Genomic DNA, 21,878 nt, shown 5'->3' with positions numbered 1-21,878 from the left:
CGAGAACCTCCGAATGGGATGTGGCTTGTCTAAGGCCCACTTCCACACGGAGGTTCTCGTGTGCCACGGTAATGCCCGGCTGACCGTTCACGGTCGTCGACTGATCGTTCAACGCCATCAGGCCGGTTGGCCCCAAGCCCACATCGCTGCCGCGATGGGTGTCTCCCGCAAGTGCGTGCGCACGTGGATCGACCGCTATGCCGCCGAAGGCGAGGCCGGTTTGGCGACTCGTTCCTCGCGCCCCCACAGCACGCCGACCAAGACCAGTGACGAGGTCGAGCAGAAAGTTCTCGCAGGCCGGCGTGAGCATCGCGACGGCCCCGACGTACTCGGCCCAAAGGTCGGGGTTCCAGCACGGACCGTGTCGCGGATTCTGCGCCGGCATCAAGTGCCCTACCTACGCGAGTGCGACCCGATGACCGGTGACGTCATCCGGTCCTCGAAACACACCGCGCAGCGCTACGAACGTGAGCGGCCTGGCGAACTGGTTCACGTGGATGTGAAGAAGATCGGGAAGATCCCCGATGGCGGAGGGTGGAAGGCCCACGGTCGCCAGATGGGGTCAACCGCGGTGAAGAAGCGCGCCAAGATCGGCTACGACTACATCCACTCGATGGTCGATGACCACTCCCGGCTGGCCTACTCCGAAGCGCTGCCCGACGAGCAAGGGCCGACCTGCGCGGCGTTCATCTTGCGCGCCGCTACCTACTTCGCCCAGCACGGCATCGACACCATCGAGCGGGTCATCACCGACAACCACTGGTCCTACCGAAAGTCCAACGATGTTCGCCAGGCATTGGTGACGATCGGCGCCCGACACAAGTTCATACGCCCGCACTGCCCGTGGCAGAACGGCAAGGTCGAGCGATACAACCGCACTCTGGCCACCGAGTGGGCCTACCGCCAGGTCTTCACCACCAACGCAGACCGCCTGGCCGCCCTTGCGCCCTGGCTCGAGCTCTACAACACCGAACGCCGCCACAGCGCACTCGGCGGCCTCCCACCGATCAGCCGACTGTCACCAACCTGATGGCCGAGTACAACTAGCGCTTGTCCGCAGCCACCCGTCGTACGGGTGTGGATTCCCCGCCCGGGCGGGAAATGCCCTCTTGTAGGCCGTAGCAACGGCCCACAAGAGGGCATTTTCGTTACGCAGTGATGCTGCTGTGGCGGTCGTCGTCTCGCCATCGCAGCGCGGAATCAGGAATTACATCGTTGTAGTTTTCAAGTCGACACGCCGACAAAGTTGAGAAAAATCGAGATTCCTGTTTCCTTTGTGACTCGTGAGTACTAACGTGCCGCGTGTTCCTTGAGTGAAGGGAAGTCACTCAAGGGCGCCGTCGACGAGAGGACAGCCAGCGTGAGACGCATCAACCGCCTCAAGCTGGCTGTCCCCGTCGCGGTGCTGGGTCTCGTCGTCTCCGGCAGCGCACTCGTGCAGGCGGCCGCCGAGCCCGACGGCGATGCCCCCTCCAAGAGCGACGTACGACGCGCGGAGCGTGCCGCGTCCGACGCAAGTCGTGACGTCTCGGCAGTGCGCACCGAGTTGGTGCTCGCCCAGGACCGTGCCGAGCAGGCCTCCGTCCGCACCGCAGCCGCCTTCGAGGCGTGGAATGCAGCCCGGTGGGAAGCTCGTGAGGCCCGTACGGAGGCGGCCGCGGCGGCTGCCGCGGAGAAGCAGGCCCTGGCCGACCTCAAGCAGCGCCGATCCGAACTCGACACCCTTCTCGTCGGGCAATACGAGTCTGCTCCTGAACTGAGTGCCCTCGGCGCGATCGCCGACGCGGACAGCGTCGAGGGTGTGCTCACCCAGGCCAACACCTACTACGGCACCAGCACCGCGATCCGTGATCTCGAGGCGGCCGAAGATGCCGCCGCCGAGTTGGCCGGGATCGCCACGGCGGATGCCGCGAAGGCGCAGGACCGCGCCGAGGACCTCGCGGCCCAGGCCAGGGTCGCTCGCACGCAGGCACAGCAGGCCGAACAGGCGGCGCTTCGCGAGGCGCAGTCGGTCGCCGCTGAGAAGGAACGTCTCGTCTCCGAGCTCGCCCGTCTGCAGGGCGTGTCGGTCTCGCTGGCCACTCGTCGTCAGAACGCGCTCGAGGAGCGGGCGCGGGTTCGTGCCCGCAAGGCTGCCGAGCAGGAGTCCAGGGCCCAGCAGGCCGCGCAGGAGAAGACGGATCGGCCGGTTGGCTCGGACGAGCCGAGTGGCGAGAAGCCGGGGAACGACGTACGCCCGGGGCCAGCCCCCGACCCGGCCCCCGCGCCGAGTGGCTCGGTCGACGCGGTGATCGCCTTCGCGCGGGCCCAGATCGGTGACACCTATGTCTGGGGTGCGGCGGGCCCCAACGCTTGGGACTGCTCTGGACTGACCATGGCTGCCTGGGGCAGGGGTGGAGCATCGCTGCCGCACTACTCGGCCGGGCAGTACGCCGCGTCCACGCCGATCTCCGCCGGCAACCTGAAGCGCGGCGACCTGGTCTTCTGGGGCACCACCAGCGACCCCTCCTCGATCCACCACGTGGCGCTCTACGTCGGCGACGGCAAGATCGTGCACGCCCCGCGCACAGGTCGCCCGGTCACCGAGGAGTCCATGTACTACTGGATCCCACCCAACTTCTTCGCGCGCCCCTGAACCACCGGCAGCGCTGTCCCGACAGGCCAGAAGTGTCGTTTCGCCACCGCCCGGCGGCTAGCCTCGGGGTCATGGCCACTGACGTGTCGCAGCCCGAAGCAGAGTCGACCAGGTCCGAGTCGGGATACCGCCAACCACAGCCGTCCGTCGCTGCGCTGACGGAGTTCCTCGACGGTGAGTACGCCGAGGTCCGCGCTCTGGTCCGCAGCAACCTGGCCAAGCACCGGGAGCTCCTCCACGAAGCCGAGGAGCTCGGCGTGGACGCCTACCGCGATCGCGTGCGTGACGTCCTGCTCGAAGTGGCGGCGACCGGCCAGACGGCACTCGGCATGCCCAAGGAGTACGGCGGCGCTGCCGACGTCGGTGCGTCGGTCGCCGCCTTCGAGACGATGGCATTCGGCGACCTGTCGTTGCTGGTGAAGATCGGTGTCCAGTTCGGACTCTTCGCCGGAGCCATCCAGCAGCTGGGATCTCGAGAGCACCACGACGCCTACCTGCCGGGTGCCATCGACGGCAGTCTCCTCGGATGCTTCGCGATGACCGAACGTGGTCACGGCTCCGACGTGCAGGCGCTCGGCACCACGGCGACGTACGACCCGGCAACCGACGAGTTCGTCATCAACACCCCCGATGACAACTCGCGCAAGGACTACATCGGCAACGCCGCACGTCACGCGCAGCTCGCCGTGGTCTTCGCGCAACTCCACATCAGTGATCACAGCGAGGGCGTGCACGCCTTCGTGGTGCCGCTGCGCGATGGCGAGCGGGTGCTGCCCGGCGTCCGTATCGAGGACTCCGGGCGCAAGCTCGGCCTCAACGGCGTCGACAACGGCCAGATCTGGTTCGACGACGTCCGGGTGCCGCGCACCGCTCTGCTCAACCGGTTCGCCGACGTCTCCACCGAGGGCGTCTACTCCTCCTCGATCGACAGCCCGAACCGCCGCTTCTTCACCATGCTGGGCACGCTGGTGCTGGGCCGCGTCTCCGTGGGTGGCGGCGGCATCAACGCCAGCAAGGTCGCGCTCAACATCGCGGTCCGGTACGCCGACCGCCGCCGTCAGTTCGCGGCCGGCGACGACCAGCCCGAGCAGCTCCTCCTCGACTACGGCCAGCACCAACGGCGGCTGCTGCCCTTGGTCGCGCACACCTATGCGCTGCACTTCGCGCAGGAAGTGCTCGTGGAGCGGCTTGGGGAGGTCTTCGGCAGCGAGGACGCCGACGAGGACACCCGCCGCGCACTCGAGTCCCGGGCGGCCGGTACCAAGGCGTTCGGCACCTGGCATGCGACCCGCACGATCCAGGAGTGTCGCGAGGCCTGTGGCGGCGCTGGCTACATGGCTCGCAACCGCTTCGCCGCCCTCAAGGCCGACACCGACGTCTTCACCACCTTCGAGGGTGACAACACGGTGCTCCTGCAGCTGGTCGCCAAGGGCCTGCTGACCGGCTACTCCTCCGACTTCTCCGATCTCGACCAACTCGGCATGGTCCGCTTCGTGGCCGAGCTGGCGGTCGAGACGGTCATCGAGCGCACCAGCGTGGCCAAGCTCCTCGAGCGGGTCAAGGACCTACTGCCCGGTGGCGACGAGTGGGACCAGGAGGCCGGCCTGCTCGACCCCAACTTCCAACAGGCCATGCTCCGCTTCCGTGAGGAGCACATGATCAGTGGCGTCGCTCGTCGCCTCAAGAGCGGCGTCGCCGACGGCATGGACGCGGGCGAGGTGTTCTCCGCGGTGCAGGACCACGTGATCGCCACGGCACGTGCCCACGTGGAACGGCTCGTGCTCGACGCCTTCATCGACAAGGTGGCCGCAATGCCCGACTCCGACGAGAAGGTCGCTCTGGGCCTGCTGGTCGACCTGCATGCGCTGACCACGATCGAGGCCGATCGGGCCTGGTTCATGGAGCACGGTCGCCTGACCGTCCAGCGCTCCAAGGCGATCAGCCGGGAGATCAACAGCCTGTGTCGCAAGGTCCGTCCGCTGGCCGTCGACTTCGTCGACGCCTTCGGCATCCCGGAGGAGGTCCTCCGCGCCGAGGAGCTGCTCAGCTGGCAGTGACTCGCCTCCGAGCTCCGGCGCACCCGGTCAAAAGGGTAGTCCCTGACGAGTTTGTAGTCATCCGTGCGAAAGGACTACAAGTTCGTCAGGGACTACCCAAGTTGAGGCCGACGGCCCCGCTCCGTTTCACCTGCTCACGAGACGCGGGGCGCGGTGAGGGGAGTTCAGTGGGCGGAGGCCTTGAAGCGGTCGATCGAGGCCTGGATCTCGGCCTCGGCGTCGAGCCGGCCGACCCACTCGGAGCCTTCCTCGACGGACTTGCCGGGCTCGAGGTCCTTGTAGGACTCGAAGAAGTGCTGGATCTCGAGGCGGTCGAACTTCGAGACGTGCTCGATGTCCTCGAGGTGCGCCAGCCGCGGGTCGCCCGCGGGCACGCACAGGATCTTGTCGTCGCCGCCGGCTTCGTCGGTCATCTTGAACATGCCGATGGCGCGGCAGCGGATGATGCAGCCGGGGAACGTGGGGGCCTGCAGGATGACGAGCGCGTCGAGCGGGTCACCGTCGTTGCCGAGAGTGTTCTCGATGTAGCCGTAGTCCTCCGGGTAGCCCATCGCGGTGAAGAGCATCCGGTCCAAGTGGATCCGGCCGGTCTCGTGGTCCACCTCGTACTTGTTCCGCGAGCCCTTGGGGATCTCCACCAAGACTTCGAACTCCACGCTACTTTCCTCCAGGGTCGGCCGACATCTCGCGCGTCGGACAGGCGAACTTGCGCACCCCGGACAGGAGTGCGCGGGCCATTGTCGCGCACAATGGCCCTGATCGCGTAAATCGAGGAGGAGAACGGGTGACCCGCACCACTGGACACCGCCGCCTCGGCGGCCCGTCGGCGTGGCTGCCGGTGGCACTGGTGCTGGCCGTCCTGGCCACCGCCTTCATCGGTTTCGAGATCGATCTCGGCAAGCGCCTGGGCATTGCCGAGGAAGCCCCCGCGGAGCCGCAGGAGGTGCCGGCGCCCGAAGGGCTCGACCTCCCCGAGCTGGCCGCGCCGGTGCCGGTCGCAGCGCCTGCCGCCACCGACTCGCCCATCTCGCGTGACGCCGTACGCCGCGCTGTGCAGGCTGCGCTCGCCAACGAAGACCTCGGACCTCACGTCATCGCTGCGGTCGGTGCACCCGACGGCACGCTCTGGTGGGACAACGGCACCGCGAGCGGGACGCCGGCCTCCCTCATGAAGCTGGCCACGGGCCTCGCTGCCCTGGAGTCGCTGGGGCCCGACCACACCTTCCGCACGTCGGTACGCCGCGGCGAGCGTGCCGACACCATCGTGCTGGTCGGCGGCGGCGACCCCTTCCTGGCCACGGAGCCCTCCGAGGCGTCCGCCTGGCCGCAGCGCGCCGACCTGACCACGCTCGCGGCCGAGACCGCGGCGGCCCTGCTCAACGCGGGCACGACCAGGGTGAGGCTTCGTTTCGACGACACCCTCTTCGATGGCCCCGGTCTCAGCCCCGAGTGGGAACCCGGCTACTTCCCGAGCGAGGTCGCGCCGATCACGTCGCTGTGGGCCGACGAGGGCAAGGACAAGGAGTCGCAGGTCCACATCGCCGAGCCCGCCCAGGCCGCGGCGCGTACCTTCGCCGGACTGCTCAGGGACGCAGGCGTCAAGGTCAAGGGGAAGCCCCGCACCGGAACGACGGACGGGGCCGAGATCGCCGGCGTGGACTCTGCCCCGGTGCAGCAGATCGCCGAGCACGTCATCGCCGTCAGCGACAACAACGGTGCCGAGGTGCTGGCCCGGCACGTGGGCATCGCCGAGGGCACTGGTGCCGACTTCGGCGGCGGGACGCAGGGCGTGCGTGAGGTGCTCAAGCGCTTGGGCATCCCGCTCAAGGGCACCACGATCCTCGACGGGTCGGGACTCTCGCGCCACAACGTCCTGACCGCCCGGAGCCTGCTCGCGGTGCTGGCGACGGCTGCTGAACAGGATCACCTGCGCGGCATCGTCGAGGGACTCCCGGTCGCCGGCTTCAGTGGATCGGCCACCTACCGGCTGGCGTCGAGCAATCCTGAGGGTCTCGGCCGAGTACGTGCCAAGACAGGCACACTCACCGGGGTCCACGGCTTTGCCGGCACGGTGCTCGACGTCGACGGCACCTTGATGACCTTCGTGATCCTTGCCGACAAGGTCGACCCGATGAAGGCGCTCGGTGCTCGCAAGGCGATCGACGACTTCACTGCCGACCTCGCCGCGTGTCACTGTGGCTGATGTGACCTGGGGGCCTGACTCCGACCCTCGATCGGACCCCCAGATCACATCAGAGCCCGTGGGGTAGACACCGGTCTCGTAGGGTCGTCCCCATGAGCGACCCGAGTGATTTCATCGACTGGGACACCGCGGTGCGCATCGGGTCCAGGATCGTCGGCGAGGGCCCGACGACCACACGGGCCGCAGCCGAGCGGGCTGTGGCCGATCTGCGAGCAGCCGCCGTCCGGTCCACCGACCTCGTGCGTGACTTCGCCCAGCTCGATGCTCCCGACGGCACCGCGCCGGTGCTGGTCGTCGACCGACCGGGATGGGTGCAGGCCAATGCCGACAGCTTCGCGACCGTGCTCGGCCCCGTCGTTGACACGGTCATGTCGAAGCGCAAGACGGGTGGCGTCACCCAGAGGCTCGGCTCCCGCATCACCGGTGCCGAGGTCGGCGTGCTCCTCGGGTTCATGGGCACCCGGGTGCTCGGCCAGTTCGACCCGTTCCACGATCCCCACGGCCGGCTGTTGCTGGTGGCGCCCAACGTGGTGCACGTCGAGCAGCAGATCCAGGCCGACCCTGCTGACTTCCGACTCTGGGTGTGCCTCCACGAGGAGACCCACCGGGTGCAGTTCACGGCGGTGCCGTGGATGCGCGACCACCTCATGAAGCAGGTGGAGTCGCTCGCCGCGACGATGGCCCCTGACGAGAAGGCGCTCGAGGACGGCCTGCGTGCAGCGGTCCAGGCACTGCGGGGTGGCAGCCTGATGGACGCAGTCAGCAACGACGAGCAGCGGGTGGCCATCGATCGGATCACCGGCATGATGTCGCTGCTCGAGGGGCACGCAGATGTGGTGATGGACGGCGTCGGTCCCGGCGTGATCCCGTCGGTTGCCTCCATCCGTCGCAAGTTCACCCAACGCCGCAAGGGCGTCGGTCCGCTCGACAAGATCCTGCGTCGTCTCCTCGGCATGGACGCCAAGATGGCGCAGTACCGTGACGGGGCCACCTTCGTTCGCCACGTCGTCGACAAGGTCGGCATGACCGACTTCAACGCCGTGTGGGCCAGCGCCGACAACCTGCCGTCGAAGGCCGAGATCCACGACCCGGACTCCTGGGTCGCCCGCGTCCACGGATGAGCCGGCTCGACCCCGCGCTCGCCGCCACCCGGGTCGCCGTACGCCGGGTGCTGGCGGAGGGCGCTCCGGGGGACGTCGCTGTCGTGGCGTGTTCCGGTGGTGCCGACTCGACCGCCCTCGTGGCTGCCACCGTCTTCGAGGCCACCAAGGTCGGCGTCCGCGTGGTCGGGGTGACCGTCGACCACGGGATGCAGGCCGGTTCGGCCGACCAAGCAGCCACCACCGTGGAGCTGATGGCCCGACTGGGTGTTGACGAGACGCTCACTGCGACCGTCCAGGTCGACGCCCGTGGCATGGGCCCGGAGGCGGCTGCCCGGGAGGCGCGCTACCAGGTGCTCGGTCAGGTGGCCGAGCAGGTCGGAGCCCGGTGGGTGCTGCTCGGCCACACCCGCGACGATCAGGCCGAGACCGTGCTGCTCGGGTTGGCGCGCGGCTCCGGCGGGCGTTCCGTGGCGGGGATGCGGCGGCGATTCGACCGCTGTGTGCGTCCGTTTCTCGACGTCTCGCGCGCTCAGACCGAGGCGGCATGCGCTGCGCTCGGCGTGACCGCGTGGCAGGACCCCCACAACGCCGATCCCTCCTTCACCCGGGTGCGGGTACGCCGTGAGGTGCTGCCGTTGCTCGAGCGTGAACTCGGGCCCGGGGTCACCGAGTCGCTCGCCCGCACTGCCGACCTGCTGCGGCCCGACATGGAGCTGCTGGACTCGATGGCCGACGCCGCGTTCGCCTCGGTATCGACGGCGACCGGGCTTTCGGTGACAGGCCTCGCGGAGTTGCCGGAGTCGCTGCGCACCCGAGCCCTCCGTGCGGCCGCAGTCGCTGCCGGCGCCCTGCCCGACGAGCTCTTCCACGAGCACGTCGTGGAGGTCGACCGACTCGTCACCGACTGGCGCGGACAGCGCTGGATCGACCTGCCCGGGCACGTGCGTGCGCTGCGCGCCGACGGTGAGGTCCGCTTCGCCGCGAACCCTCACTAGGAACACGCGAACCTTCACTCAGGCGGCGCGAACCTTCACCAAGGAGGAAGCTGCGCGCCTCAACTGAGGGTTCGCGCGTTCCTAGTGAGGGTTCGCGTGTTCCCAGTGAAGGTTCGCGGGAGCTACTTGCTGGTCCGCGCGGCGACGTGGAGGTCGAGGTCGGCGGCGAGGTGGGAGAGGCCGCGACGGTCACGGGTGAAGACGGGCGCGGCGGCGGTGACGAACAGGAACGCGAAGAGGGTCGGGGTCGACCACGAGGTGTGGGCGGCCCCGAGCGCCAGGAGCGGCGCGACACCCAGGAGCAGCTTGACCGACCGGGCCGCCGGCAGGGGCAGTCGTCGCGGCGCGGTCGTCACGGAGACCACCCACTCGCCAACCGTTCGCCCGGCGGTGAGCACCATGAGGGCCTGGACCAACCCGGGCAGACCCCATTGCAGCGTTGTCTGGATCCACGAGTGGATCTCGCCGTCGACCCAGTAGAGCACCCAGGCGCGATAGATCACGGCGGCGGTCGCGCCCAGAAGCAGCACGAACAGCAGGTCGCAGGCCATGCCCATCCAGCGTCTTCCCAAGGTGAGCGTGGTCGGCAACGGCCGCGGGGAGTCGGGACGGCGACGTACCAACGCGAGGGCGAGCACCGAGCCCACCGCCGCCCCCAGCGTGTTGACCGTCAGGTCGTCGACGTCGAAGAGGCGGTAGGCGCAGGGGTAGAGGAACAACAAGCCGCTGGCTTGGGTCACCTCGATCATCAGCGACACCCCGAGTCCCACGAACGTGGCGGTGACGATGCCTCGGCCGAGCACTCGCCGCACGTAGTAGCCCAGCGGCACGAAGAGCACGAGGTTGAGTGCGACCTGCAAGAAAGCGGGGTCGTGCACGATCGTGGCCCAGCCCTCGCCCCGCAGCGGCTGGATCTCCCGGATCGTCGCGCCGGGAGTGAGCTGCTTGCCGACGCAGGAGTAGCCGCTCTCCGGCAGCGGCAGCATCGTGTAGGCCCACAGCGCCAGTCCGTAGACGGCGGCACTCAACATGACAGTGATGTCGCCGAGCGTGAAGCGGCCGTCGCGCCTGTATTGATAGGCCGCCACCGGGATCAACAACAAGATCGCGAGCGCTCCGCCACCCACCAGCGAGAGCACCGCGTTGGTCATGTTGGACGACATGGCGGGATCGTACGGCGGCCCGGCGGTCGGGCACACCCGGGTGAGTGACCGGCGCCTCAGCAGGTGTCCACGGATCACTGCCCCGGCGTGTGCAGTCGCATCGGGTGTGACACTCTGGCGTCATGGATTCCGCCCATGTCGAGAGCGATCTGATCAACGTCCTCTTCACCGAGGAACAGATCCAGGCAAAGTTGCAGGAGATGGCGGACACGATCACCGCCGACTACGAGGGCAAGGACCTGCTCATGGTCGGCGTCCTCCGAGGCGCGGTCATGGTCATGGCCGATCTCTCCCGGTCGATGGGGCGCCACCTCGAGATGGACTGGATGGCGGTGAGCTCCTACGGCTCCGGCACCAAGTCCTCCGGCGTCGTGCGCATCCTCAAGGACCTCGACACCGACATCTCCGGGCGTCACGTGCTCGTGGTCGACGAGATCATCGACACCGGCCTCACGTTGAGCTGGTTGATCTCCAACCTGTCGAGCCGCAACCCGGCGAGCGTCGAGATCGCCACCTTGCTGCGCAAGCCCGAGGCGCTGTCGATGCCGGTCGAGCCGAAGTACGTCGGCTGGGACATCCCCAATGAGTTCGTGGTCGGCTACGGCCTCGACTACAAGGAGCGCTACCGCAACCTGCGTGACATCGGCACGCTCGCGCCGCACGTCTACTCCTGATCCTTCCGCCCGCCACCTCGGCGGTCGAACCGCACCCCGGTGGTCGAGCCTGTCGAGACCCCGCTGCCTCGAGCCACCCCGGTTTTTTGAGTACGCCGCCTCACGCGCGCGGATGCCTGTGCCGGCAAGGCTGGCTGCATGCTCGCCGCGCAACGCACCGACTTCGTCTCCTTCGGCCTCGTCCACCAGGCGATGCTCGCCGTCTTCCTCCTCGGCTGCATCGTCCTCGTCATGCTCGGGCGGTCCCTGCGTGGCAGCCGCGCCGAAGACCGCTTCAACCGATGCTTCGCCCTGGCGATCCCGCTCTTCACCGTGCCGATGCAGGTCCTGCAGTTCACGCCGGCGGAGTGGGACCTCGACACCTCACTGCCGTTCCAGATCTGCGACATCGCGTGGATGGTTGCGGTCTTTGCCCTGTGGACCAGGCGCGGCTGGGCCGTCGCCGCCACCTGGCTGTGGGGGCTGACGCTCACCGTGCAGGGGATGGTGACCCCTGACCTCGCCTCGGGATGGGGTGCGCCCCGCTTCTGGATGTTCTGGGGCATGCACTGGCTGATCGTCTGGTCGGGCGTCTACCTCGTCTGGGGTCTGCGGATCGTCCCCACGTGGCGCGACTTCCGCGTCACCTTCGTCTTCACCGCCGTCTGGGCCGCTTCGGTGATGGTGTTCAACGGCGCGGCCGGCACCAACTACGGCTATCTCAACGGCAAGCCCGGGGGCGGCTCGGCCCTCGACCTCCTCGGCCCCTGGCCCGCGTACGTCGTCACCGAGGTCCTCCTCGTCGCGGCCCTCTGGGCGACGATGGTGGGGCTGTGGCGCTGGCGCGAGAGGGCATCGGCCTGATATGACCTAGGTCACCCCGCATCGGGCGGGGAGATCTTGGGAGGGATCGATGCACAAGGCTGCCGCACTGTCCGCTGTCGCAGCGCTGGCGGGTCTGGTGCTGAGCGCCGTACCTGCCGCCGGGGGACCGGAGCCACTGCCGGAAGCCACGGCCGTGCAGGAAGCGGCGCCCGCGCCGGAGGGTGACCACTACGTCGCCTTCGGTGACTCGTTCGTCTCCGGGCCGGGGGTCCGGCCGATCCTCGTGGCGGGATGCGAGCGCAGCGGGGCCAACTTCCCATCGCTGGTGGCTGAGGAGTTGGCGGTCGCGGACTTCAACGACGTCAGTTGCGGGGGCGCGCAGACCAAGGACCTGACGGAACCCCAGGTGCGTGCTGGCTTCACGAACCCGCCGCAGCTCGACGGCCTCACCGCGGACACCACGCTGATCACCTTCGGCACCCTCGGTGGCAACGACATGGGGCTGGTGGGTCTGGCGGCGTCTTGTTTCGTCGCTGACTGTGTCGCCGACGAGTCGGGCACGCAGCGGGCCCGTGACGGGATCGAGTCCGCCCGCGTCAAGATGCTCGCTGGCCTCGATGAGGCGAAGTCGCGTGCGCCGCAGGCCGAGATCTTCGTGATCGGCTACGGCACCTATCTTCCGGAGAACGGTTGCCCGACGACCCTCCCGCTCGATCCTGCGGAGTTCAATCACGTCCAAGGTCTGATCGACGAGCTCTCCGACATGTTGGCGGAGGTCGCCGCCGAGAAGGACGTCAACTTCGTGGACCTGCGTGAGACGCCCAACATCGACCAGCACACTGCCTGCGCAGAACCGGCGAAGCAGTGGATTCGAGCGATGGAGGTCCACAACGACGGCGCCATGCTCCACCCGTCCACCTGTGGCCACGTCGCGATGGCCCAGCAGGTCATTCGAACGATCCGCGAGGAGCGCGGCGAGGACGTGCCGGAGTTCGACGACTCCTGCACCGGCTTCGGCGCACCGGTCGAGCCCGAGGGGCCCACCGACGCCGAGCGCACGGCCGCCCTCAGGAAGGCGTTGAAGAGCACGAACCTCACCGCGAGGTGCAAGGCCGGCAAGCTCAAGGCCCGCGTGAAGGGTGGCAAGAAGCAGGTCGTGCGGGTGGAGTTCCGTCTCGGCGAGCGCAGGCTCGGTGTCGACAAGGCGGCGCCCTACAAGCTGAACAAGGTGGCCAGGAAGCTCGCGAAGCACAAGGGCAAGGTCCGGGCGGTCGTGCGGGTGCGGGACAAGGAGCTCAGGCTGGAGCGTGTCATCAAGGTGAAGCGCCCTGCGTGCCTGAAGCGCTGATCCACCCCCGTGGGCCCGGAGGCGTTGGCTGGTTCCTGTAACGTCAGAACCTACGTACGTCGCTGCTCAGGCCTGCCCTGAGCCTGCTTGAGAGAAGCCTGTGAAGCGCATATTCAAGGGGCCCTGGCTCTGGATCGTCCTTGCCGTCGTGGGAGTGCTGCTCGCTCTGCAGTTCCTCGCGCCCGGCGGAGGCTGGGACGAGATCGAGACCTCCGAGATGGAGGACTACATCTCGTCCGGGCAGGTCGATGAGATCACCTTCATCGACAACGACCAGGAGATCCAGGCGACGCTCGACAAGGGCGTCGACCGCGATGGTGGCCGCAAGGTCAGCACCCACTGGGTCAGTGGTCAGCAGAACGACCTGATCCGTGAGGTCCGCGAGCAGGTGGCGGCCGGCAAGATCGAGAAGTCGAACTCCGAGAACCCGCAGCCGAGCTTCCTGGGACAGCTGCTGGCGACGCTGTTGCCCTTCGCGCTGATCATCCTGCTCTTCATCTTCTTGATGAACTCCGTGCAGGGTGGCGGCGGCCGCGTGATGCAGTTCGCGAAGTCCAAGGCCAAGCTGATCACCAAGGACACGCCCAAGACCACGTTCTCCGACGTCGCAGGCTGCGAGGAGGCGATCGAGGAGCTCGGGGAGATCAAGGAGTTCCTCCAGGAGCCGGCCAAGTTCCAGGCGGTGGGCGCCAAGATTCCCAAGGGCGTCCTGCTCTACGGACCGCCCGGAACCGGCAAGACGCTCCTCGCCCGCGCCGTCGCGGGTGAGGCCGGTGTGCCGTTCTACTCCATCTCCGGCTCGGACTTCGTCGAGATGTTCGTCGGAGTCGGTGCCTCGCGTGTGCGTGACCTCTTCGAGCAGGCCAAGGAGAACGCCCCCGCCATCGTCTTCATCGACGAGATCGACGCCGTGGGCCGCCACCGCGGTGCCGGCATGGGCGGCGGTCACGACGAGCGTGAGCAGACCCTCAACCAGCTCCTCGTCGAGATGGACGGCTTCGACGTGCGCGGCGGCGTCATCCTCATCGCCGCCACCAACCGTCCCGACGTGCTCGACCCCGCGCTGCTGCGCCCCGGTCGCTTCGACCGGCAGATCCAGGTGGACGCCCCCGACCTCAACGGTCGCCACCAGATCCTCAAGGTCCACTCGCGTGGCAAGCCGATCCCCGATTCGGTCGACCTGCTCGGTGTGGCCCGCCGTACGCCGGGCTTCACCGGTGCCGACCTGGCCAACGTGCTCAACGAGGCAGCGCTGCTCACTGCCCGCCAGAGCGGCAAGATCATCGACGCCGCCGCGCTCGACGAGGCGATCGACCGCGTCATCGCCGGTCCGCAGCGTCGCACCCGCCTGATGAGCGAGAAGGAGAAGCTCATCACCGCCTACCACGAGGGCGGCCACGCCCTCGTCGCTGCGGCGTTGCCCGGCACCGACCCGGTGCACAAGGTGACGATCCTGCCTCGGGGTCGCGCGCTGGGCTACACGATGGTGCTGCCCGACGAGGACAAGTACTCCCAGACCCGCAGCGAGATGCTCGACAAGCTCGCCTACATGCTCGGTGGCCGCGCCGCCGAGGAGATGGTCTTCCACGACCCGACGACCGGCGCCGGCAACGACATCGAGAAGGCCACCAACCTGGCCCGTGCGATGGTCACGCAATACGGCATGACCGAGAAACTCGGTGCCATCAAGCTCGGCGAGACCCAGGGCGAGCCGTTCCTGGGCCGCGACATGGGCCATGCGCGCAACTACTCGGAAGACGTCGCCGCGATCGTGGACGACGAGACGAAGAAGCTGCTCACCCAGGCCCACCAGGAGGCGTTCGACATCCTGGAGGAGAACCGCGACGTGCTCGACTCGCTCGTGGTGGCTCTGATCGAGCGCGAGACCCTCGACAAGGCTGAGATCGCCACGGTCTTCGAACCGCTGCGGCGCCGGGCAGCCCGCCCGGCGTGGACCGGTTCCGACACCCGGGTGCCGTCGACCATCCCGCCCGTCATCGTCAACGGCAAGACCGCCTCCGCAACCGAGGAGGAGACCTCCGACGGTGGCGCCGTCATCACGCCTCCCGGCCCCGGCGGCGACCTCCACGGTGGGCCCGACATCCAGGGACCGTCGGGGGCAGGAGCGTGACCGATCCGATCAGCCACCTCTCCGACCCCGCCGACGTCCCGGTGTTCGACCACGACCGGGCGGTGGCTGCGGTTCGTGAGTTGCTCATCGCCATGGGCGAGGACCCCGACCGTGAAGGCCTCCGCGAGACCCCGGCCCGGGTGGCGCGCGCCTACGCCGAGGTGACGGCCGGGCTGCACATGGCCCCTGAGGACGTGCTCACCACCACCTTCGACATCGGCCACGACGAGATGGTCCTGGTGCGTGACATCGAGCTGTGGTCGATGTGTGAGCACCACCTGGTGCCCTTCACCGGCGTCGCGCACGTGGGCTACATCCCCGCCGAGAGCGGCAAGATCACCGGGCTCTCGAAGCTTGCCCGGCTCGTCGACGTCTTCGCCAAGCGCCCGCAGGTGCAGGAGCGACTGACCACGCAGGTGGCCGACGCCCTCATGGAGATCCTCGAGGCACGTGGCGTGATCGTGGTGATCGAGGCCGAGCACCTGTGCATGACGATGCGCGGTGTCCGCAAGGCCGGGGCGCGCACCATCACCTCCGCCGTCCGCGGCATCATGCACAACCCTGCCACCCGCAGCGAGGCGATGGCGCTGATCCACAGCGGGCGCTGATCGTGGCTGCGCAGGCCCCGCTCGGACGCACCGCTGTCATGGGTGTGCTCAACGTGACGCCTGACTCCTTCTCCGACGGCGGACGTTGGGCGACCACGGAGACCGCGGTGGCACACGGCCGCGCGCTGGTGGCCGCCGGAGCCGACCTGATCGACGTCGGCGGCGAATCCACGCGCCCCGGCTCCACCCGTCCCGTCGAGAGCGAGGAGCTGGCCCGCGTGGTGCCAGTCATCCGCGCCCTCGCCGAGGAGGGCATCACGATCTCCGTCGACACGATGCGGGCGTCCGTCTGCCGGGCAGCCGTCGAGGCCGGTGCGACGATCGTCAACGACGTCTCGGGCGGTCTGGCCGATCCGGCGATGCTCGACACGGTCGCCGAGCTCGGCGCGGGCTATGTCGCGATGCACTGGCGCGCCCACGGCGACGAGATGCAGAGCAGTACCTACGCGTCGTACGACGGTCCCGGCGGGGTCGTGGGTGTCGTCCTGGAGGAGCTGGGCGTACGTCGCGACGCCGCCCTCGCGGCTGGCATCCGGCCCGATCGGCTCATCCTCGACCCGGGTCTCGGCTTCGCCAAGACGGCTGACCACAACTGGGACCTGGTGGCCAACCTCGGCCGCTTCGAGGAGCTGGGCCACCCGATCCTGGTGGGGGCCAGCCGCAAGACCTTCCTGGGGCAGTTGTTGGCCGACGACGCGGGCCCACGAGCGGTCGACCAACGGGAGTTCGCCCATGTCTCGCTCCTCACGCTCCTGGCCGAACGCCAGGTGTGGGGGCTGCGGGTGCACGACGTCCGTGCCTGTTGCGACGCACTCAGGGTCGCATCGAGGTTTGCCGAGGCTCGCCGGAGCGGTGGAGGAGGAACCAGATCGTGACCGATGAGCTCGCCGTGATCGGGGTCGAATGCTTCGGACACCACGGGGTGTTCGACTTCGAGCGACGCGAAGGACAGACCTTCGTGGTCGACCTCGTCCTCGGCCTCGACACCAGCCCTGCCGCGGCTTCGGACGACTTGCGTGACACCGTGGATTACGGGACGCTCGTGTCCTCCGTGAAGGCTGCGGTGGAACGCGACCCAGTTGACCTGATCGAAGCCCTTGCCCAACGCATCGCGGACGTCTGCCTCACCGACGATCGTGTTGAATGGGTGCGGGTGACCCTGCACAAACCGGACGCCCCCATCGAGGCGACATTCTCGGACGTCGCCCTCACGATCACCCGGAAGAGGATGACCACGCCGTGACTGAGACCCCCAACCCTCACATCATCGACGCCGACACCCTCACCGGCGAGATGCACCCGATCCGTCGGTGCGTGCTCGCCATCGGCTCGAACAAGGGCGACCGGATGACCAGCCTGCAGGGCGCCGTGGACTCGCTCGCCGACACTCCCGAGGTGTGGTTGACCGATGTGTCTCCTGTCTACGAGACCGAGCCCGTGGGTGCCCCGGAGGGCTCGGCGAAGTTCCTCAACGCCGTCGTGCAGCTCGACAGCACCCTGTCGGCCCGCACCCTGCTCGACCGGGCCCTGGCCATCGAGGACGCCTTCGGTCGCCAGCGCAGCGGCACCCCCAACGAGCCGCGGACCCTCGACGTCGACCTGATCGTGGTGGGCGACCGTCGTTCCTCCACCGAAGAGCTCCAGCTGCCGCACCCGCGGGCTGCGGAGCGTGCCTTCGTGCTGCGTCCGTGGCACGACCTCGAGTCCGACGCCGTGCTGCTCGGGTCCGGCCCCATCGCGAAGCTGCTCGAGGAGCTCGACGAGAGCGGCATCGCGCGACGCGACGATCTGTCCATCGAAATCCAGTGAATCAACGTTGAACCTGCCGCAGAAGGGGCCGTTGGACGGTCCCGGCAGTGTGCGTACGACGCCGCTCGGCGTGCTGGTCGTGTGTGGTGTGGTCGGACTGGTCTTCGGCTGGGCACTGCGTCCGGTCTCCCAACGATTGGGCGAGTCCCCGCCGACCGTCGGCTGGGCGCAGGTGTGTGCGCTGCTGGTGGTCGCCGGCGCGCTGGGATGGGCGGCGTGGACCACCCGGCAACTCCTGGTCAAGAAGAAGGGCTGGCTGGAGCCGCACAAGGCCGTCAACCGGCTGGTGCTCGCCAAGGCGTGTGCCCTCGTCGGCGCCCTCGCCTGCGGCGGTTACGCCGGCTACGTGCTCACGTGGGTCGGCAGCGAGGCTGCGCTTGCCGGGGAACGAATGTTTCGCTCCGGCGTCGGAGCGGCCGCCGGGCTCCTGATGTGCGTCGCCGCGCTCCTGCTCGAACGGGCATGCCGGGTGCCGCCCGACGAGGGCGCCGCGGACGGGAAGACGAAGGGCGTGGAGCCAGACCCCGCCTGACGAGCACTCATCGGGGAACGGGACGAGACTGGGGACACGTTGCGGCGCGCCGAGCGCCTCCCGGGTTCCGGCTGGCGACTCGCCTACCGTGGGTGCATGGCTTCCCCGTTGACCGCCGCCGCCAGCGCAGCACCCGTCTGACCGTCGCAGTCGTCCTTCTCGTGGTCTCCGGTCTCGCCGTCATCGGTGCGGTGACCACGGGATCCTTCCTGGTCGTCGCTCTCGCCGCGGCCCTCGCGGTCGTGCTCGGTGGTGCCGCCACGAAGATCACCCACAGCGAGCTGCTCCAGTCGCGCCGCGACGCGGCCAAGGACCGGGCCGAGCAGGCGCAGTCCTATCGCCGCATGGAAGCCGAGCGGGTGGCCGAGAACCAGGCATTCGCGCGCGCGATGACCGAGCGCATCGCTGAGCGTCAGACGCTCATCCATGACCTCGAGACGGAACTCGCCTCGGCCCAGCGCAAGGTCGCCGAGACCACGCTCAAGGTGGGGGCCGAGGCCCGTCGCGCAGATCAGGCCGAGCAGCACCTGGGCGCTGAGAGCAAGCGCGCCGAGGCTGCCGAGGAGCGCGCGGCCGAGGCCATCGTCCGGGTGTCGGAGCTGGAGCAGGAGATCGACGTGCTCCGCGGCGAGCTCGATGCATGGCTGACCATGGCCACCGAGCCGGCCAAGCAGCGCGCCTGACGGTGCGCTCGCCGTACCGTCACGTATGGACCTGAAGCGGATCTTCACTCGCCGCCGGGCTGCTCCCACGGTCGCACGCTTCGGTGAGATCCCTGCCGTCGCAGCTGGCCTGCCCCAGTGGCTGCGTCGGCACAGGCGCACGCCTCCGGCGCGGCTGATCGTCGAGGCACAGCCCTTCCTCGTCGACGCCGAGCACGCCAGCGATGCAGATCTTGTTGCCCTGGCCTCGCGGCTTGCCGAAGCCCTGGCGGCACCCGATGTCGTACGCACGGTCCCTGTCGAAGCCAGGGTTGCCGCATGGCTGGCCGCGCAGCAGCGCCGGGAGGCGCTTGCCGACTTCGTCGTCGAGCGCACCCATGTGGCGGGGCAGTTCCCGACCCGGCTCGTCGGTGACCGGATCCTTGCCGACTTCGGAGAGCTCCAGCCGCGTGACATTCCCGAGGACCTCCTCGAGGTGGAACCGCGGCTCGCCGAGATGGAGTTGCGCATCCGACGCTGTCGGTCCGCACCCGGGGGAGTCGCACTCGAGCTGCTGGCCGTCGTTCGTGCCCTCGACTTCGGCACGCACCGCCCTGCGTTCACGGTCAGCCGCGACGGTGAACCACTCGCTGTCGATCAGGTCGACGATCCGGCCGCCTCCCGATTCACCGGCCGGCGTCACCAGTGCCACGACGCTGGCACGCTGCACCTGACCCTGCCCGATGCCGATCGGGACCTCCGGGTCGAGCTGGTGGTGGGCGAGTTCCGACGTACGGCCGACCTGGGGGCAGGGCGGATCCGCGCTCGGGTCCCGCACGCGACTCGTACCGGACAGGTCACCGACGTCACGGTGGTCGAGGACGTGGTGCGCTTGGTCGGCACCGATGTCGAGGTCCCACTCGTGGTCGACCGTCGTTTCCACCCTCGGGGCCCCCGTCCGTCGGGGCCGGTCGCCCTTCCCCACCTCGAACCGTCGCCGCAACTGGCCGGCCGGCTGCCACTCGAGTTGGTGACCCCCGTCACCGGCTGGAGGTCACCGCACCCGAGGGAAACCTCAAGGTCGTCGTGGCCGCTCCGCTCGCCGACGACGAGCGCGGTCCCTATCGCCAGACCCGCCTTCAGCTCCAGCACGGGCAGGCACCGATCGACGAACGGCTCGCGCTCTTCACGACGTACGCCGGCACGTCGGTGACCGACAGCCCGCTGGCGATCCAGCGCGAGCTGAGCCGGCGTCGTCCCGACCTGCGCATCCTGTGGGCAGTTGCCGATCATTCCGTCGCCGTGCCCGAGGGCGCCGAGTCGGTGCTGGTGCGCAGCAAGGAGTGGTACGCCGCGTGGTCGACCGCGCACCTCGTGGTCACCAACGTCGAGCCGGACCGTTGGTACCGCCCACGTGACGGTCAGGTGCTGGTGCAGACCTTCCACGGATATCCGTCCAAGACGATGGGCAAGGTGCTGTGGGAGTCGAAGAACTTCTCACCGCGCCGGATCCGGCACCAGCTCGAGCACACCTCGGCGACCTGGTCGCTGCTGGTGACGCCCGACGCGGCGATGGACCGCCACTATCGCGAGCAGTACGAATGGGCCGGACCGATCGTCCACGAGGGCTATCCCCGCAACGACGCACTTGTCGGTACGGCGGCACTCGAGCGCCGTGCGGAGGTGCGGGCGGCGCTGGGAATCGGCGATCGGACGGCGGTGCTGCATGCGCCGACGTGGCGTGACGACAGGGCCAGCAACTTCAGGGCAGCGGAGACGGTGGACACGGTCGACCTGGACGCGTTCACGAGGGCATTGCCCAACCACGTGCTGCTCATGCGTGGGCACCGCTTCCACCGAGCAGGTGCTGATCGGCCGGGGGTCATCGACGTGACCGACCACCCCGAGATCAACGACCTGATCCTGGCGGCAGACGTCGCCGTCCTCGACTACTCCTCGTTGCGCTTCGACTTCGCGCTGACCGGCAAGCCGATCGTCTTCCTGGTGCCCGACCTGGCCGATTACACGCATGGTGCGCGCGGTTTCCTGTTCCCCTTCGAGGAGACGACCCCAGGGCCACTCGTGGCCGACACCGCCGCGGTGATCGAGCAGGTGCGCGACGTCGAGGCGCTGACGCGGAGAACGGCCGAGGACCTGGCCAGTTTCAACGCCCGCTTCAACCGAAACCACGACGGTGATGCCGCCCGACGTGTGACGGAGGTCATGCTTGGGCTACGCTCACCGCGTGATTCTGCGGAAGGGCACGCCTGAGACGGCCGATGCCAGCACGACTGCTCCTGATCTGCGTCCGCGGCTGAAGAAGTTGCGCAACAAGGTCCGAAAACAAGAGGAGCAGTTGGCGACCCTGCGAGGGAGCATCGCCAACCTCAGGGGCACCGTCGACAAGCAGGCCCGGGAGCTGGCTCTCCTGCGGGCAGCATCCCTCGACATCTTCCCGGACATTCCCGTTTCCGCTGACGTGCGGGACCTGGTGGCGGCAGTGCGTGAGGAGGGGCTGACCTTCCTCGAGGAGATGCACCTGCTCGCCCTGGTCAGTTGTGTCCTGGAGATGGAGCAGGCGGGTCGCGAGGGCATGGTGATCGAGGCGGGTACCGCGCGCGGTGGATCTGCCATCGTGATGGCGGCGGCGAAGGCAGCCGGCCGGCCGATGTACGTCTATGACGTCTTCGACACCATTCCGCCGCCGACCGATGCGGACAGCGATGATGCGCAGGAGCGCTATCGGACGATCGCGGAAGGCCGGGCGATGGCTCGCGGGGGTGAGACCTACTACGGATACCGGGACAATCTCCTCGGCGAGGTCGCAGACTCCTTCGCCCGGCACGGTGTGGCGGTGGAGGGGCACAACGTTTCGCTCGTCCAGGGCCTGTTCGAGGACACGATCAACATCGACGGACCCGTTGCGCTCGCCCATGTGGACGGCGACTGGTATGCCTCCACGATGACCTGCCTGGAGCGGATCTGGCCGCACCTCGTACCCGGCGGACGCATCATGATCGACGACTACCACATGTGGTCCGGTTGTCGAACTGCCGTGGACGAGTTCGTTGCCACCCACTCCGACGTACAGCTGGAGATGCGGGCGAAGGTTCATCTCGTCCGTAGCTGAGGCGGTGAGTTCCCTCACCAGAAGGGTCGTGCTTGTCGGGCGCGA

Annotated in this window: 21 protein-coding genes; 19 read left to right on the top strand and 2 right to left on the bottom strand. The window is 68.5% G+C overall.

The window, feature by feature from the left end; translation table 11 throughout:
• Nucleotides 1–58: 58 nt before the first annotated feature.
• From L1066_RS14365 to L1066_RS14355, 3 genes are all read left to right on the top strand, one after another.
• Complete coding sequence (locus L1066_RS14365) at nt 59–1,030, top strand: IS481 family transposase (protein WP_235736970.1); 972 nt, start codon at nt 59–61, stop codon at nt 1,028–1,030.
• Between the two features lie 330 nt (nt 1,031–1,360).
• A complete protein-coding gene (locus L1066_RS27800; RefSeq protein ID WP_235736969.1) occupies nt 1,361–2,635 on the top strand; it encodes a C40 family peptidase in 1,275 nt (424 codons plus the stop codon).
• Between the two features lie 71 nt (nt 2,636–2,706).
• Nucleotides 2,707–4,692, top strand: coding sequence for an acyl-CoA dehydrogenase family protein (locus L1066_RS14355; protein WP_235736968.1), 1,986 nt, complete (start codon nt 2,707–2,709; stop codon nt 4,690–4,692).
• A 164-nt stretch (nt 4,693–4,856) separates the two neighbouring features.
• Here L1066_RS14355 and L1066_RS14350 read toward each other — a convergent pair whose 3' ends face one another.
• Nucleotides 4,857–5,348, bottom strand: coding sequence for an inorganic diphosphatase (locus tag L1066_RS14350; RefSeq protein ID WP_235736967.1), 492 nt, complete (start codon nt 5,346–5,348; stop codon nt 4,857–4,859).
• Between the two features lie 128 nt (nt 5,349–5,476).
• Here L1066_RS14350 and dacB point away from each other — a divergent pair, with 128 nt between their 5' ends.
• From dacB to tilS, 3 genes are all read left to right on the top strand, one after another.
• Nucleotides 5,477–6,895: a D-alanyl-D-alanine carboxypeptidase/D-alanyl-D-alanine endopeptidase gene (gene dacB, locus L1066_RS14345; RefSeq protein WP_235736966.1), complete on the top strand. Its 1,419-nt coding sequence runs from the start codon at nt 5,477–5,479 to the stop codon at nt 6,893–6,895.
• 92 nt (nt 6,896–6,987) lie between these two features.
• A complete protein-coding gene (locus tag L1066_RS14340) occupies nt 6,988–8,016 on the top strand; it encodes an Rv3626c family coenzyme F420 biosynthesis-associated protein (RefSeq protein ID WP_235736965.1) in 1,029 nt (342 codons plus the stop codon).
• Complete coding sequence (tilS, locus tag L1066_RS14335; protein ID WP_235736964.1) at nt 8,013–8,993, top strand: tRNA lysidine(34) synthetase TilS; 981 nt, start codon at nt 8,013–8,015, stop codon at nt 8,991–8,993. The genes L1066_RS14340 and tilS overlap by 4 nt, the downstream gene beginning before the upstream one ends.
• Before the next feature lie 122 nt (nt 8,994–9,115).
• On the opposite strand, the gene L1066_RS14330 is transcribed toward tilS, so the two are convergent.
• Nucleotides 9,116–10,156 carry a VanZ family protein gene (locus L1066_RS14330; protein ID WP_235736963.1) on the bottom strand — a complete coding sequence of 347 codons (1,041 nt, stop codon included), beginning with the start codon at nt 10,154–10,156 and terminating at the stop codon, nt 9,116–9,118.
• Nucleotides 10,157–10,278: 122 nt separating this feature from the next.
• On the opposite strand from L1066_RS14330, the gene hpt reads away from it, so the two are divergent.
• The 13 genes from hpt (at nt 10,279) to L1066_RS14265 (ending at nt 21,833) form a co-directional block, all read left to right on the top strand.
• A complete protein-coding gene (gene hpt / locus L1066_RS14325; protein ID WP_235736962.1) occupies nt 10,279–10,830 on the top strand; it encodes a hypoxanthine phosphoribosyltransferase in 552 nt (183 codons plus the stop codon).
• A 138-nt stretch (nt 10,831–10,968) separates the two neighbouring features.
• On the top strand, nt 10,969–11,673 hold the full coding sequence (locus L1066_RS14320; RefSeq protein ID WP_235736961.1) for a YwaF family protein: 705 nt from the start codon (nt 10,969–10,971) through the stop codon (nt 11,671–11,673).
• A gap of 49 nt (nt 11,674–11,722) precedes the next feature.
• Nucleotides 11,723–12,982 (top strand): SGNH/GDSL hydrolase family protein, encoded by a 1,260-nt coding sequence (locus L1066_RS14315; protein ID WP_235736960.1) that lies wholly within the window; start codon nt 11,723–11,725, stop codon nt 12,980–12,982.
• A 100-nt stretch (nt 12,983–13,082) separates the two neighbouring features.
• Complete coding sequence (gene ftsH / locus L1066_RS14310; protein WP_235736959.1) at nt 13,083–15,113, top strand: ATP-dependent zinc metalloprotease FtsH; 2,031 nt, start codon at nt 13,083–13,085, stop codon at nt 15,111–15,113.
• A gap of 41 nt (nt 15,114–15,154) precedes the next feature.
• Nucleotides 15,155–15,721, top strand: coding sequence for a GTP cyclohydrolase I FolE (folE, locus tag L1066_RS14305; protein ID WP_446499910.1), 567 nt, complete (start codon nt 15,155–15,157; stop codon nt 15,719–15,721).
• A gap of 2 nt (nt 15,722–15,723) precedes the next feature.
• Nucleotides 15,724–16,596: a dihydropteroate synthase gene (gene folP / locus L1066_RS14300; RefSeq protein ID WP_312007825.1), complete on the top strand. Its 873-nt coding sequence runs from the start codon at nt 15,724–15,726 to the stop codon at nt 16,594–16,596.
• A complete protein-coding gene (gene folB, locus L1066_RS14295; protein ID WP_312007823.1) occupies nt 16,491–16,964 on the top strand; it encodes a dihydroneopterin aldolase in 474 nt (157 codons plus the stop codon). Before folP ends, folB begins: the two co-directional genes overlap by 106 nt.
• Nucleotides 16,961–17,530: a 2-amino-4-hydroxy-6-hydroxymethyldihydropteridine diphosphokinase gene (folK, locus tag L1066_RS14290; protein ID WP_235736957.1), complete on the top strand. Its 570-nt coding sequence runs from the start codon at nt 16,961–16,963 to the stop codon at nt 17,528–17,530. The genes folB and folK overlap by 4 nt, the downstream gene beginning before the upstream one ends.
• A gap of 7 nt (nt 17,531–17,537) precedes the next feature.
• On the top strand, nt 17,538–18,062 hold the full coding sequence (locus tag L1066_RS14285; protein WP_235736956.1) for a DUF3180 domain-containing protein: 525 nt from the start codon (nt 17,538–17,540) through the stop codon (nt 18,060–18,062).
• Nucleotides 18,063–18,154: 92 nt separating this feature from the next.
• Nucleotides 18,155–18,745: a hypothetical protein gene (locus L1066_RS14280; RefSeq protein WP_235736955.1), complete on the top strand. Its 591-nt coding sequence runs from the start codon at nt 18,155–18,157 to the stop codon at nt 18,743–18,745.
• Between the two features lie 25 nt (nt 18,746–18,770).
• Entirely contained in the window at nt 18,771–19,916 is a 1,146-nt protein-coding gene (locus tag L1066_RS14275; protein WP_235736954.1) for a hypothetical protein, read from the top strand.
• Nucleotides 19,913–20,974, top strand: coding sequence for a CDP-glycerol glycerophosphotransferase family protein (locus L1066_RS14270; RefSeq protein ID WP_235737059.1), 1,062 nt, complete (start codon nt 19,913–19,915; stop codon nt 20,972–20,974). Before L1066_RS14275 ends, L1066_RS14270 begins: the two co-directional genes overlap by 4 nt.
• A complete protein-coding gene (locus L1066_RS14265; RefSeq protein WP_235736953.1) occupies nt 20,949–21,833 on the top strand; it encodes a TylF/MycF/NovP-related O-methyltransferase in 885 nt (294 codons plus the stop codon). Before L1066_RS14270 ends, L1066_RS14265 begins: the two co-directional genes overlap by 26 nt.
• Nucleotides 21,834–21,878: the final 45 nt, after the last annotated feature.

It is taken from the genome of Nocardioides alcanivorans (genome assembly GCF_021555175.1).
In the GTDB taxonomy this organism is placed as follows: Bacteria; Actinomycetota; Actinomycetes; order Propionibacteriales; family Nocardioidaceae; genus Nocardioides; species Nocardioides alcanivorans.
This window is presented reverse-complemented; position numbering and strand designations above follow the sequence as displayed.